Annotated in this window: 13 protein-coding genes; 5 read left to right on the top strand and 8 right to left on the bottom strand. The window is 69.2% G+C overall.

Annotated elements, in window-relative coordinates; genetic code table 11:
- Nucleotides 1-231 precede the first annotated feature (231 nt).
- Genes AC0662_RS15455 through AC0662_RS15445 form a run of 3 tightly spaced genes read left to right on the top strand, consistent with a single transcriptional unit; the run spans nt 232 to nt 3,322 of the window.
- The gene (locus tag AC0662_RS15455) at nt 232-840 is read left to right on the top strand and encodes a TetR/AcrR family transcriptional regulator (RefSeq protein WP_452199475.1); all 609 of its coding nucleotides are present in this window, start codon (nt 232-234) and stop codon (nt 838-840) included.
- 2 nt (nt 841-842) lie between these two features.
- Entirely contained in the window at nt 843-1,739 is an 897-nt protein-coding gene (locus AC0662_RS15450; protein WP_452199473.1) for an ABC transporter ATP-binding protein, read from the top strand.
- Nucleotides 1,736-3,322, top strand: a complete 1,587-nt coding sequence (locus AC0662_RS15445) for an ABC transporter permease (protein ID WP_478301166.1) — start codon at nt 1,736-1,738, stop codon at nt 3,320-3,322. The genes AC0662_RS15450 and AC0662_RS15445 overlap by 4 nt, the downstream gene beginning before the upstream one ends.
- 5 nt (nt 3,323-3,327) lie before the next feature.
- On the opposite strand, the gene AC0662_RS15440 is transcribed toward AC0662_RS15445, so the two are convergent.
- Together AC0662_RS15440 and AC0662_RS15435 are read right to left on the bottom strand one after the other, a co-directional pair.
- Complete coding sequence (locus tag AC0662_RS15440) at nt 3,328-4,077, bottom strand: DUF1206 domain-containing protein (protein WP_452199470.1); 750 nt, start codon at nt 4,075-4,077, stop codon at nt 3,328-3,330.
- A 47-nt stretch (nt 4,078-4,124) separates the two neighbouring features.
- Nucleotides 4,125-5,120, bottom strand: a complete 996-nt coding sequence (locus AC0662_RS15435) for a stage II sporulation protein M (protein WP_452199468.1) — start codon at nt 5,118-5,120, stop codon at nt 4,125-4,127.
- 82 nt (nt 5,121-5,202) lie between these two features.
- Here AC0662_RS15435 and AC0662_RS15430 point away from each other — a divergent pair, with 82 nt between their 5' ends.
- Complete coding sequence (locus AC0662_RS15430; protein WP_452199466.1) at nt 5,203-6,189, top strand: RDD family protein; 987 nt, start codon at nt 5,203-5,205, stop codon at nt 6,187-6,189.
- 63 nt (nt 6,190-6,252) lie between these two features.
- On the opposite strand, the gene ahcY is transcribed toward AC0662_RS15430, so the two are convergent.
- Nucleotides 6,253-7,683 (bottom strand): adenosylhomocysteinase, encoded by a 1,431-nt coding sequence (gene ahcY / locus AC0662_RS15425; RefSeq protein WP_452199464.1) that lies wholly within the window; start codon nt 7,681-7,683, stop codon nt 6,253-6,255.
- Between the two features lie 122 nt (nt 7,684-7,805).
- Between ahcY and AC0662_RS15420 the strand changes: the two genes are divergently transcribed.
- Complete coding sequence (locus tag AC0662_RS15420) at nt 7,806-8,165, top strand: MerR family transcriptional regulator (protein ID WP_452199463.1); 360 nt, start codon at nt 7,806-7,808, stop codon at nt 8,163-8,165.
- Nucleotides 8,166-8,233: 68 nt separating this feature from the next.
- On the opposite strand, the gene AC0662_RS15415 is transcribed toward AC0662_RS15420, so the two are convergent.
- Genes AC0662_RS15415 through AC0662_RS15395 form a run of 5 tightly spaced genes read right to left on the bottom strand, consistent with a single transcriptional unit; the run spans nt 8,234 to nt 13,029 of the window.
- Entirely contained in the window at nt 8,234-9,193 is a 960-nt protein-coding gene (locus AC0662_RS15415; protein ID WP_452199461.1) for a cation diffusion facilitator family transporter, read from the bottom strand.
- A 22-nt stretch (nt 9,194-9,215) separates the two neighbouring features.
- Nucleotides 9,216-10,370 carry a mannose-6-phosphate isomerase, class I gene (manA, locus tag AC0662_RS15410; protein ID WP_452199459.1) on the bottom strand — a complete coding sequence of 385 codons (1,155 nt, stop codon included), beginning with the start codon at nt 10,368-10,370 and terminating at the stop codon, nt 9,216-9,218.
- Nucleotides 10,364-11,440 (bottom strand): SIS domain-containing protein, encoded by a 1,077-nt coding sequence (locus AC0662_RS15405; protein WP_478301162.1) that lies wholly within the window; start codon nt 11,438-11,440, stop codon nt 10,364-10,366. The genes manA and AC0662_RS15405 overlap by 7 nt, the downstream gene beginning before the upstream one ends.
- Nucleotides 11,440-11,643: a Trm112 family protein gene (locus AC0662_RS15400; protein WP_452199456.1), complete on the bottom strand. Its 204-nt coding sequence runs from the start codon at nt 11,641-11,643 to the stop codon at nt 11,440-11,442. Before AC0662_RS15400 ends, AC0662_RS15405 begins: the two co-directional genes overlap by 1 nt.
- Entirely contained in the window at nt 11,644-13,029 is a 1,386-nt protein-coding gene (locus AC0662_RS15395) for a phosphomannomutase/phosphoglucomutase (protein ID WP_478301160.1), read from the bottom strand.
- Between the last annotated feature and the right edge of the window lie 52 nt (nt 13,030-13,081).

Raw genomic sequence — 13,081 nt, 5'->3', positions numbered from 1 at the left:
CGTCCCACCTTCGGCGGCGCCAAAGCCCGAGTCGTGGCGTGTGGCTCGCCTCCCCTGCGTCGAGTCGTGGATCTGTCGGCGTGTCGCCCAGCCGATCCCCACGACTCGACGAACAACCGACCGAGAAAGGCCGGGGCGGAGCGCGCGGGCTGAGCGCAGTACATGGGTTCCTGCACTTGACTACACGGTTGTGTAGTAGTTTGCTTTTGTGTGTAGCGGGAGGAGAGGGTGATGGATCGACCGGCGGATGACCTGACGGCGCGGGCGCGGATTCGGGATGCGGCGATCAGGCTGTTCGGGGAGCGTGGGATCGAGGGGGCCTCGATCCGGGACATCGCGGCCGAGGCCGGGGTGTCGTCGGGGTTGGTGCGGCATCACTTCGGGTCCAAGGAGTCGCTGCGCGAGGCGTGTGACAAGTACGCCAAGGAGCGGATGGTCGAGATCGGCGCCGAGCTGACCCAGAACAACGACCTCACCGGGCTCGACCCGCTGGCTCTGCACCCCCGCGCGTTCCCGCTGCAGTTGTACATCGTCCGTTCGATGATGGACGGCTCGGAGACCGCGACTGCCCTGTTCCTCGAAGGGGTCGACGCGGTCGAGGAGTGGACGACCAGCTACGGCATCGACCCCAAGGACCGGCGCGGGTACGCCGCCGCGCTGGCCGCGATCAAGCTCAGCGTGTTCGTGTTCCGCGATCAGGTCTCGAAGGCGCTCGGCGAGGACATCACCACCCCGGCGGGCTACAACCGGATCGGCCAGGCCCTGATGGAGGTCTTCACGATCCCGCTGCTCACCCCCGAACAACTCGAGAAGATCCAGCAACGCTCTGAGGAGAAGTGATCATGCCGGCTGCGATCAGCACGGAAGGTCTGGTCAAACGGTTCGGGCGCACCCACGCCCTGGACAGTCTCGACCTCACGGTGCGAACCGGTGAGGTGCACGGGTTCCTCGGCCCGAACGGCGCCGGGAAAACCACCACGATCCGGATCCTGCTCGGGATGACGCGGGCCGACGCGGGCGTCGCGCGGGTCCTCGACGGCGACCCGTGGTCGGACGCGACCGAGCTGCACCGGCGGCTCGCGTACGTCCCGGGCGACGTCACCCTGTGGCCGAACCTCTCCGGTGGTGAGGCGATCGACCTACTCGGCCGGATGCGCGGTGGCGTGGACAAGAAACGCAAGGCCGAGTTGCTCGAGCGCTTCGACCTGGACCCGCGGAAGAAGGCGCGCGCGTACTCGAAGGGCAACCGGCAGAAGGTCGCGCTGGTCGCCGCGTTCGCGTCCGACGTCGAGCTGCTGCTGCTCGACGAGCCGACCAGTGGTTTGGACCCGTTGATGGAGGAGGTCTTCCGCGAGGTCGTGCAGGAGGTCAGCGACCGCGACGGCCGAACGGTCCTGCTGTCGAGCCACATCCTGTCCGAGGTCGAGGCGCTGTGCGACCGGGTGACGATCATCCGGGCCGGCAAAGCCGTCGAGAGCGGCTCCCTCAACGAGCTCCGGCACCTGACCCGTACGTCCATCCAGGCGGAGCTCGTCGGCCCGATGGACGGTCTCGCGCAGCTGAACGGCGTACACGATCTGCAGATGGACGACGGTCGGGTGCGGTTCGACGTGGACACCGACGAGATCAACCCGGTACTGCGGCGGTTGACCGAGATCGGCGTACGGAGTCTGGTGAGTCAGCCGCCGTCGCTCGAGGAACTGTTCCTGCGGTTGTACGAACCCGAGACCGTGCGATGAGAGGCCTCGTGGGGACCGGCGGGCTGATCCGGCTGATCCTGCGCCGCGACCGGATCGTGCTGCCGTTGTGGATCGTGCTGCTCGTCGCGATCTCGGCCAGCTACGTCAAGGAGTACGGCGACCTGTTCCCGACGCCCGAGTCCCGGGTCAAGTACGCGAGCAACGCCGGCTTCATCACCTTGTACGGCGAGCTGTCCGGATCGAGTCTCGGTGAGTTCGTCACCTGGCGGCTCGGGTTCGTGCCGGTGATGGTCGGGCTGATCAGCCTGCTCACGGTGATCCGGCACACGCGGGTCGAGGAGGAGACCGGGCGTCGCGAGTTGCTCGGGGCAACGGTCATCGGGCGGTACGCGCAGCTGGCCGCGGCGCTGATCGTGACGCTCGGCGCGAACGTCGTACTCGCTGTCCTGCTCACGTTCGCGATGCACGGCCAGGATCTGCCGATGGCGGGATCTGTCGCGATCGGCGTCGTCTACGCCGGCACCGGATGGTTCTTCGCGGCGGTCGGTGCGGTCGCGGCGCAACTGACCGCCAGCGCGGGGACGGCGCGCGGGATCGCGATCGGCGTGCTCGGCGGCGCCTACGTACTGCGGGCCGCGGGCGACACCAGCGCGCACACCGACGGTCCACTCGCCTGGCTGTCGTACCTGTCGCCGATCTCCTGGGCCCAACGGATCCACCCGTACGCCCAGAACCGTTGGTGGCTGGGCATCTTGGTGCTGGCGGCAACGATCGCGCTGGTGGCAGTCGCCGCCTGGCTGTCCACGCGCAGGGACATCGGCGGTGGGCTACTGGCCGACCGCCTCGGTCCGGCGGACGGCGCGATCGGCTCGCCGCTCGGGCTGGCATGGCGGCTGCATCGCGGACTGCTCGCGGCATGGACGGTCGGATTCGCCTTGCTGGGCTTGCTGTTCGGTGGGGTGGCCAAGGGCGTCGGCGACATGATGCGCGACGACCCGAGCATCCAGGAGATGTTCCGGCGGATGGGCGGGGCGGCCGGGTTGATCGACTCGTTCCTGGCCGGTGTGATGACGCTGGTCGGGCTGATCGCCTCGGCGTACGCGGTCCAGGCCACGCTGCGCCTGCGGGTCGAGGAGAGCAGCGGTCGCGCCGAGCCGGTGCTGGCAACCGCCACGAGTCGCTGGCAGTGGGCCGCGAGCCATCTCGTCTTCAGCCTGCTGGGTCCGGCGGCCGCGTTGCTCGCGGCGGGTGTCGCCGAAGGGCTCGCGTACGGCGTGGCGATCGGCGACGTCGGTGGCCAGGTACCCCGATTGGTCGGTGCCGCGCTGGTCCAGCTGCCGGCGGTGTGGGTTCTTGCGGCGATCGCGCTCGCGATCTTCGGGTTCTTCCCGCAGGCGTCGATGGCGTCGTGGGCGGGCCCGGCGGTCTGCATCCTGATCGGGTTGGTGAGCGCCGGTGTCGCGACGGCCGGCTGGATCCGTGACATCTCGCCGTTCACCCACCTGCCCTCGCTTCCGGGCGGTTCCGTGTCGGCGGGTCCGCTCATCGTGCTGCTCGCGATCGCCGCGGTCGTGGGGGGCGCAGGTCTGGTCGGCCTGCGCCGAAGGGACCTGCCGGCCTAGGCAGGTCAGCGGCGGGCGTTGCGGGACCAGATGAAGCAGTAGCCGCCGAAGGCTGCGATGCCGGCTGCCAGCACCGTCAGGAGGACGGAGCCGAACGGCTGCTCCTTGATGGTGTGCAGCGCGGTGTCGAGCCCGCCGGCCTTCTGCGGGTCGTAGGCGATGGCGGCCCAGCCGAACAACGCGCCGACGACCAGGAACGCGAGGCCCTTTGCGGCGTACCCGATCCGGCCGAGCAGGATCGTCAGGTCGGACACACCACCCGCGAGATCCTCGGTGAACTTCTTCGTGATCGCCTTGTGCAGCTGGCGGACGCCGATCCCGATGATGACCAGGCCGATGACGACGATGACGACCCGTCCGGCTCCGTGCGCCATCAGCCGGCCCGACATCGTCTCTTGCTGATTCGTGCTCGAACCGCTGGAACCGACACCGACCTTGACGGCGCTGATGCCAAGGAACAGGTACACGACGGCCCGGCCGATCGACGAGATCTTCTTCTCCAGCTCGAGGTGACCGTAGACGAGCTCCAGCACCCGCCACAGCACCAGGGCGAACATGCCGCCGGCGGTCACCCACAGCAGTACGCCGCCGAGCGGTTGGTCAGCCAACTCACGCAGAGCACCCTGCTGCGTCGCCTCCTGTGACGACTTGCCCCAGGCCAGCTGCAGCGCGATCCAGGCGATCAGCAGGTGGACGACGCCGTACGCCATCAGGCCGACGGTGATCGCGACGTCGTACGCGCGGCTGTGCCTCACTTCGGTGGCGGTACTCACGATCGTTCCGGTGCCCACCACGGAAACGGTCAGGCGGAGACGGGTGCGCTCGCTTCGCGGTCGGCTTCGTCGATGTCGCCGTACTCGCCGTGGCGGTAGGCGCGGCGGCCGAGGGTCCAGACGTAGGTGAAGAAGGCCAGTTCGGCGAGGATGCCGATCGTGACGCGGACCGGGGCGGGCAGGAACGGCGTCACGAACGCTTCGATCAGACCGGTGACGAGCAGGACCGCGCCGAGACCGATGGCCATCCCAACGGTTGCGCGGCCGGTCTGGGCGACCGCCTGCATCCGGGTGCGCGGACCCGGCACGATCCACGACCAGCCGAGGCGCAGTCCGGCTGCAGTCGCGACGAAGACCGCGGTCAGCTCGAGCAGACCGTGCGGAGTGATCAGACTGAAGAACAGACCGCCTCGGTCGTTGCTGATCATCAGACCGGCGCTGAGACCCAGGTTGAACGCGTTGTCCCAGAGGATGAAGACGGACGGGATCAGCAGGATGCCCAGCGCCAGTACGGCGGCACTGATAGTCGCGTTGTTGATCCAGACCCGGAGCGCGAAGTCCTGCGCCGGGTTCTCCGAGTAGTAGGACTCGAAGTCGTGGTTGACGAGCTGTTTGATCTGGTCCGGTGTGGCGACCGAGTCCAACGTCTCCGGATGCGCCAGCACCCGCCACGCGGTCCACGCAGCGACCAGGTAGAACAGCAGCCCGATGGTGACCCACCACCGCCTCGACGCGTACAGCGCGGCCGGAAAGGTCACCAGGAAGTACTTCGAGATGTCGCGCCACACAGGAGCCTGCGCACCCGTCACCGCACCGCGGGCGTCGGCGATCAGACCGGACAGCCGGCCGATCGACACCGGGTCCGCACCGGCGGCTCGGAGCGCGGCCAGGTGAGTGCCGACGCGTTGGTAAAGCGTGACGAGTTCCTCGGCCTCCGCACCGGACAGGCGGCGCTGGCGCCGGGTCAGGTACGCCAGGCGGTCCCACTGCGGCTGGTGCACCGAGACGTACGCTTCGACGTCCACTGCCGCACCTCCTCCACCCGGATGACTTCCTGCGCTGGCAGACTAGCCGGACCGGGTGTCTACGGAGGAGGGGGGCGACAACGTGTCTCAGCTGGTCACCGGTGAGGCGGTCGTCCTCCAGGTGCGGATCGCGCGGATGCCGACGCGGGCGCTGGCCTGCGCTATCGACATCGCGCTGCAGGGCGCCGTACTGGTGGCGCTGATCTCGCTGCTGGCCGGGTTCCTGCTCGGGGGCGAGGCCAGTGAGGCGCTGGGGGTCGCGCTGATCTTCATCGTCGTACTGCTCGTCGTGGTGGGCTATCGGGTGGTCATGGAGACGCTGACCCGCGGGCGCACGGTGGGCAAGATGGTGCTCGGGCTGAAGGTGGTGCGCGACGACGGGAGTTCGATCCGGTTCCGGCACGCGCTGGTCCGGACGCTGATGTGGTTCTTCGTCGACTTCGCCCCGTGGTTCGCGGCGTGCCCGGGGATCGTGGCGAGCCTGATGAACAAGCAGGGCAAGCGGATCGGGGACATGGTCGCCGGTACGGTCGTCATTCGCGAACGGCACCAGCCGATGGCGTCACCGCCGCTGTTCGTCCCGGCCCAGCTGGTGCAGTGGGCGCAGTCGCTGGAGCTGTCACGGCTGTCCGACGAACTGGCGAACGCCGCCCGCGACTACCTGGCGCGCTACACCGAACTCCTCCCCGGTGCTCAGATCGCCATCGGCGAGGCGCTCGCCACCCGCGTCGCCGCCGTCATCGCGCCGCCCCCACCGGGCCCGATCATCGCCCCGGCCTTCCTCTCCGCCGTCCTCGCCGAACGCCGGCGCCGCGAACTCCACCGGCTCTCCACGCAGCGCCCACTCAACACCGGCCCGTTCGCTCCCGCGTTCGCACCGGCGGCCACGCCGTCGTACGCGATCCCCGCGGGACCCTTCGCCCCGCCGAGCCCGTACGGCGTGCTCCCGCCGGCCGCGCCCGAGCCGGGCCCGTTCACCCCACCACCGCCGCCGAACTCCCGGCCGGCCGCCGTCAACGCCCAAGGCTGGGCGGCACCCGGCAGCAACGACGCCACCCAGTGGTTCTGAGCGGGTTATTGTTGCAGGCCGGGAACGCCCCGCAGGAAGCGGGGCGTTCGCGCTGTGCGGGACTCAGTAGCGGTAGTGCTCTGCCTTGTACGGTCCCTCGACCGGTACGCCGAGGTACGCCGCCTGCTCCTTGGACAGCTCGGTCAGCTTCACGCCGAGCGCGTCCAGGTGCAGCCGCGCGACCATCTCGTCCAGGTGCTTCGGCAGCACGTAGACCTCGGTCGGGTACTCCGCGGTCCGCACGAACAGCTCGATCTGCGCGAGGACCTGGTTGGTGAACGAGTTCGACATCACGAACGACGGGTGCCCGGTGGCGTTGCCCAGGTTCAGCAGCCGGCCCTCGGACAGGACGATGATCGTGTGGCCGTCCGGGAACCGGAACTCGTCGACCTGCGGCTTGATGTTGATCCGCTCGACACCGGCGGTCTTGTACAGCCCGGCCATGTCGATCTCGTTGTCGAAGTGACCGATGTTGCCGACGATCGCCTGGTGCTTCATCGCCGCCATGTGGTCGGCGGTGATGACGTCCTTGTTGCCGGTCGTGGTGACGAAGATGTCGGCGATCCCGACCACGTCGTCGACCGTCGAGACCTGGTAACCGTCCATCGCCGCCTGCAGCGCGCAGATCGGGTCGATCTCGGTGACGATCACCCGGGCGCCCTGACCACGCAGCGACTCCGCGCAGCCCTTGCCGACGTCGCCGTACCCGCAGACGACCGCGACCTTGCCGCCGATCAGGACGTCGGTGGCGCGGTTGATGCCGTCGATCAGCGAGTGCCGGCAGCCGTACTTGTTGTCGAACTTCGACTTGGTCACCGAGTCGTTCACGTTGATCGCCGGGAACAGCAGCGCGCCGGCCTTGTGCATCTCGTACAGCCGGTGCACGCCGGTGGTGGTCTCCTCGGTGACCCCCTTGATGCCCTGACCGATCGTCGTCCACTTGTCCTTGGACTCCGACAGCGAACGGGTCAGCAGGCTCAGGACGACGCCGTACTCCTCGGAGTCCGCGGTCGACGGGTCCGGAACGGCGCCCGCCTTCTCGAACTCGGTGCCCTTGTGGACGAGCATGGTGGCGTCGCCGCCGTCGTCCAGGATCATGTTCGGGCCTTCACCCGGCCAGGTCAGCGCCTGCTCGGTGCACCACCAGTACTCCTCCAGCGTCTCGCCCTTCCAGGCGAACACCGGGACACCGGCCGGCGCCTCCGCCGTACCCTGGCCGACGACGACCGCGGCGGCCGCGTGGTCCTGGGTGGAGAAGATGTTGCAGGACACCCAGCGCACCTCGGCGCCGAGCGCCACCAGGGTCTCGATCAGTACCGCGGTCTGGATCGTCATGTGCAGCGAGCCCATGATCCGGGCGCCGGCCAGCGGCTTGCTCTCGCCGTACTGCGCGCGCATCGCCATCAGACCGGGCATCTCGTGCTCGGCCAGCCGGATCTCCTTGCGCCCGAACTCGGCGAGACCGAGATCCGCCACCTTGTAGTCGAAGGTCATACCGCTCCCCTGAAGACTGTGCCCTGAATTGTGATTGCTTCCGACCTGAGCCTAGAGGGATGAGCCACGCGGTTTGATCGCTCCAGGCGCGAAATTGACACCGGAATGTCAGGATTGATGCTATGCGCATCGCCGAGGCCGCTCGCCAACTGGGTACCACTCCGCGCATGCTGCGCTACCGGGAGGCACTCGGGCTGCTCCCGCGCTCCCGGTCGGAGCACACCGCGCAACGCCAGTACGACGACCGCGACCTGGCCGCGGTACAACTCGCGCTCGACCTCGAACGCCGGTACGACGTGACGCCGGCCGCGCTCGCCTTCGCCCTGCGAGCCCTGGCCGAACCGTCCGTCGCGGCCGACATCAGGAACCTCGGCTACCGCACGGGGCGCCTGACAGCACCACCCACCCAAGCCCAGATCGACCGCGACCGGGCGCTGCGCTGGCTTGGACGCAGCGGCGTCCTGCCGGAGAAGCCTCGCTAGGAAAGGAAGGAAAGAAGGGAGGGGAGGGGGAAGCCCCGCCGTGGAAGGTCGGCGAGGCAGCGGCGGCGTTAGTGGGACGGGGCTTCGGGGACGGCGGGGCGGTCTTCGCGGACGTAGTTCTCTACGTAGATGTCGGGCTCGAGGTAGATGTGCTGGCTCATCGGCTCCGCCTCGCGGATGGCGTGCTCGGCGGCGTTGATGGTGTTGGCGACCACGGCGGCGTCGGAGGTGGGCTCGACGGCCAGCTTGGCCGCGACCAGCACCTCCTCGGGGCCGAGGTGCAGCGTGCGGATGTGGATCAGCCGCGTCACACCGGGAGTGTTCTCGATCGCGGCGACGATCCGCTGCTGGGACTCGCGGGTCGCGGACTCGCCGAGCAGCAGCGACTTCATCTCGATCGCCAGGAAGATCGCCACGCAGACCAGCAGCGCACCGATCGCCATCGAACCCAGGCCGTCGAACACACCGTTGCCGGTGGCAAGCGTCAGGATGACGCCGAACAGCGCCAGTACCAGTCCGGTGAGCGCGGCGAAGTCCTCCAACAGGATCACCGGCAGCTCCGGGGCCCGGGCGTTCCGGACGAACCGCACCCAGGAGACGTTGCCGCGCAGCTTGTTCGCCTCGACGATCGCGGTCCGGAACGAGAAGCCCTCCATCACGATCGCGATCAGCAGCACCGCGACCGGGACCCACTTCCAGTGCTCGATCCCGTGCGGGTCGTGCACCTTGTGGTAGCCCTCGTACAGCGCGAACAGACCACCCACGCTGAACAGCACGATCGACACGATGAACGAGTAGACGTACCGCTCCCGGCCGAACCCGAACTGGTGCAGCTCGTCCGCCGCACGCTTCGCACGCTGCCCACCGACCAGCAACAGCACCTGGTTGCCGGCGTCGGCGAGCGAGTGGATCGCCTCGGCGAGCATCGACGCCGACAGGGTCAGAGCCCAGGCGGCGAACTTCGTGATCGCGATCCCGGTGTTCGCCAGCAAAGCCGCGACAACGGCCTTGTTCCCGCCACCAGCCATGGTGTTCTGATCCTCCGAAGTGTCAGCGTGCGGACACGACGAAGGCCGTGCCGGAACCACGCAAGATACAGGGTCCGTCGGGTCCAGCAGCGAACGCGGACTGACCGGCGGACAACTTCACAGCAGATTCTTGGTCGGCAACCTCGATCTGCCCCGACACACAGCAGACGATCCGCGGACCCACACCGTCGACGGTCCGCTCGTCGTCGTCCAGATCGACGCGGTGTACGGCGAAGTACTCACACCCGGTCTCGTAGCCGCCGTCGTCACCGGCTGTCAGCACCGGGTCCGCGAGCGGCTCGAAGTCGACCACCGACACCAGCTCCGGGACGTCGACGTACTTGCTCGTCAGCCCGCCCCGCAGCACGTTGTCCGAGTTCGCCATCACCTCGAACCCGAGCCCGCGGATGTACGCGTGCACGTTCCCGGCCGGCAGGTACACCGCGTCGAACCGCTGCAGGCGAACCCGGTTCAGCAGCAGGGCCGCGAGTACGCCCGGATCGTCCGGGAAGTCCGCGCACAGCTTCGCCAGCGTCTCCCGCTCGAGCGCGAACGCGTCCCCGGCGTACTGCGCCACGGCCTCGCCGAGCGCACCGACCAGCGGACGGATCGTGTCCCGGTCGGTGCTCATGAAGTCGGTGAACGCCTCGCGGAGCTTTCCGTCCCGGAGCTGGTCGGTGAGCTTGTCGAAGCCCACCGGTGCGAGCGCCTCGAGCAGCGCGACGGTCTGCGCCAGCGGGCGGAAGCCGACCAGCGCGTCGAACGGCTCGAGCGCGATCAGGATCTCCGGCTTCGGCCAGGCGTCCTTGTAGTTGCGGTCCGCGGCGTCGCGGGGAATCCCGGCCGCCTCGTCCCGCGCGTACCCGTCGATCGCCTGGTCCCGCGAGGGGTGTGCCTGGATCGACAACGGCTGCGCGGCCGCCAGCAGCTTCGCGAGGAACGGGAACCGGCCCTCGAACCGCTCGGCCGTCTCCTCCCCCAGCACAGCCGCGGGGTCGAACGACACCGCGTCGTACAGGGTGTCCCCGGACGGCAGCACCGACGGCGCGGACTCGTGCGCGCCCATCCACATTTCCGCCTGCGGCTCGCCGGTCGGCTCGACGCCGCGCAGCTTCGGTAGCGCGGTCGGCGAACCCCACGCGTAGTCGCGGATCGTGTTCTGCAGCGGGACTACCACGCCATGTCCTCCGAGGGATTCCTCGGCTCGACCGGATCGTCCACGGTCGGCATCCCGTGCCGGCCGAGGCCGATCCCGAGGTACGCCGCGGCGTACCGGCCCTGCTGGGTCAGAGCGGCGTACCGCGCGACATCCGTGCCGTCGGCCTGCCTGATCGTGTGCACGCGGACGTCGTGCGCCTCCGCCTTGGACTCCAGCTTGCGGCGTTGCTCGGCGACACCGGCCTCTTCGGTCCCGTCGTCCAGGATGATCAGCGCCGGCCGCAGCTCCGCCGGCTTGTCGAACGGGTCCGCGAACAGATCCCGTGGCGGCTGGTTGAGCACCGGAAGCAGGTGGCCCGCGTCAGCGGCCAGCGCCGGCCGGCCACTGGCCAGCCGCAGCGCCTCAACCACGCGGCGAGCTGCGCGCGCGGCCAGCACGGAGCCACCCCAGACGAGCGGCAACGCGTCCGCCAGTACCAGCGCGAGGTCCTTCGCCGGGTTGGAGGACACGTCGTTGTTGGGCGAGCACTCGATCGCGACGTCGTCCAGCAACGACGCTACGGCCTTGTGATCCACCTCGGGACCAAGCTCCATCTGATGCAGCGCCTGCAGTACGGCGACGGCGGCGGCCAGCTGGTCGTCGGACTGGGACGGCAGCCGGATCGCATGCCGCAGACCGGCCGACGCGATCGCCACCGGAGAGTCCACCGGCGCAGCCACCATCAGCCCGCAACCACGGCGTACGGCTTCGCCCGCGGCCGACACCGCATCCGTGTCCTCGGCGGCACCGCCGAGGACGACGACCAGGTCCAGCGGACCGGCCCAGCCGGGCAGACCGGGGCCCGGCCAGGCAAGGAACGGAACCGGGCAGACCGGCTCGAGGACGGCCCGGACGAGCCGGGCGTCCCGTCCGGCCGCGACCACGGCCCGCGGCCGGAAGCCGTCGGAGTCCAGCGCGGACAGCACGTCCTCGGACGCTTCGAGCTCGGCCCGGATCCGGGCACCGGCCATCGCCAGCCGGCGCAGCAGACCGTCCGCCGCCTCGAGGGCGGCCGGGTCGTCCAGCCGGGTGTCGTCGAAGACGCTCATCAATTCTCCGTGGCCGCCGGTTCGCGCGTGTCCCGGGCCTCGTCGATCAGCAGCACCGGGATCTCGTCACGCACCGGGTACGCCAGCGCGCAGCCGGCGTTGGTGCAGATCAGCTCGTTCGCCTCGTCGTCCACGCGGAACTCCGAGCGGCACTTCGGGCAGACCAGGATGCTCAGCAGGTCCGGGTCCAGATTGACTGCCATTCAGTTCTCCTCCACCGATGCGCCGGTGATCAGGGCCAGTACTTCGTCACGGACGCGCTCCATCGTGGCCTGGTCCGCCGCTTCGGCGTTCAGCCGCAGCAACGGCTCCGTGTTCGACGCACGGACGTTGAACCACCACTGTCCCGCTGACACGGTCAGCCCGTCCAGATGATCGACGGTCACGCCGTCGACGCCAGAATACGTATCTTCGATCGCCGCGACCGTCGCCGCCTGGTCCTCGACGGTGTTGTTGATCTCGCCGGACGCGACGTACCGCTCGAACTCGGCGAACAGCTCGCTGGCCGGCTGGTCCTGCTCACCGAGGGCGGCCAGCACGTGCAGCGCGGCGAGCATGCCGGTGTCGGCGCGCCAGAAGTCGCGGAAGTAGTAGTGCGCCGAGTGCTCGCCACCGAACACCGCGTCGGTCTCGGCCATCTTCTGCTTGATGTAGGAGTGCCCGACGCGCGCGCGGACCGGCGTACCGCCGTGCTCGGTGATCAGCTCGGGGACGGCCTTGGAGGTGATCAGGTTGTGGATGACCGCCGAGCCGGGGTGCTTGGCGAGCTCACGGACCGCGACCGCGCCGGTGATCGCGCTCGGGGAGATCGCCTCGCCCTTCTCGTCCACCACGAAGCAGCGGTCGGCGTCACCGTCGAAGGCGAGGCCGAGGTCGGCGCCGGTCTCGCGGACCTTGGCCTGCAGGTCGACCAGGTTCTTCGGGTCCAGCGGGTTGGCCTCGTGGTTCGGGAAGTTGCCGTCCAGCTCGAAGTACATCGGGACGATCGTCACCGGGCCGCCGGCGAAGACCGCCGGGACGGTGTGGCCGCCCATGCCGTTGCCGGCGTCGACGACGACGGTCAGCGGGCGGATGGCGGACAGGTCGACCAGGTCGTGCAGGTGATCGGCGTACGCCGTCAGCAGGTCCTTGTGGGTGACGTGCCCGCGGGCGGGACCGGTCTCGGAGTTCTCGGCGAGGGCCTTTGCGACCAGGTCGGCGATGTCCCGCAGGCCGGAGTCGGAGCCGACCGGAGCGGCGCCGGAGCGGCAGAGCTTGATGCCGTTGTACTTCGCCGGGTTGTGGCTCGCGGTGAACATCGCACCCGGCAGGTCGAGCCGGCCGGACGCGAAGTACAGCTGGTCGGTGGAGGCCAGACCGATGTCGATCACGTCGGCGCCGGTGCTGGTCACCCCCTCGGCGAACGCCGCCGCCAGCGCCGGGCTGGACGGCCGCATGTCGTACCCGACCACGACCGCACCGGGTCCACCGAGCACGTCCAGCACCTCGACGAACGCGGCCCCGGTCGCCCGGGCCACCGACTCGTCCAGCTGGTCGGGCACAACCCCCCGCACGTCGTACGCCTTGAAGATCGCCGCAACGTCAACCATGCGTGGACCCTATCCGGCCCACCCCACAACCCCCACCTCAACCCGTCGAGAG

The organism is Kribbella sp. NPDC043289 (genome assembly GCF_056436705.1).
The sequence above is the reverse complement of the archived record's forward strand: the minus strand, read 5'-3'. Positions and strand labels throughout refer to the sequence as shown.

Excerpts from the sequence above, each read along its gene's own strand:
- AC0662_RS15455 (WP_452199475.1), top strand. The coding sequence starts at position 232 with ATGGATCGACCGGCGGATGACCTGACGGCGCGGGCGCGGATTCGGGAT.
- ahcY (WP_452199464.1), bottom strand. The coding sequence starts at position 7,683 with ATGACCTTCGACTACAAGGTGGCGGATCTCGGTCTCGCCGAGTTCGGG.
- AC0662_RS15420 (WP_452199463.1), top strand. The coding sequence starts at position 7,806 with ATGCGCATCGCCGAGGCCGCTCGCCAACTGGGTACCACTCCGCGCATG.
- AC0662_RS15415 (WP_452199461.1), bottom strand. The coding sequence starts at position 9,193 with ATGGCTGGTGGCGGGAACAAGGCCGTTGTCGCGGCTTTGCTGGCGAAC.
- AC0662_RS15450 (WP_452199473.1), top strand. The coding sequence starts at position 843 with ATGCCGGCTGCGATCAGCACGGAAGGTCTGGTCAAACGGTTCGGGCGC.
- AC0662_RS15395 (WP_478301160.1), bottom strand. The coding sequence starts at position 13,029 with ATGGTTGACGTTGCGGCGATCTTCAAGGCGTACGACGTGCGGGGGGTT.
- AC0662_RS15400 (WP_452199456.1), bottom strand. The coding sequence starts at position 11,643 with ATGGCAGTCAATCTGGACCCGGACCTGCTGAGCATCCTGGTCTGCCCG.
- AC0662_RS15445 (WP_478301166.1), top strand. The coding sequence starts at position 1,736 with ATGAGAGGCCTCGTGGGGACCGGCGGGCTGATCCGGCTGATCCTGCGC.
- AC0662_RS15405 (WP_478301162.1), bottom strand. The coding sequence starts at position 11,440 with ATGAGCGTCTTCGACGACACCCGGCTGGACGACCCGGCCGCCCTCGAG.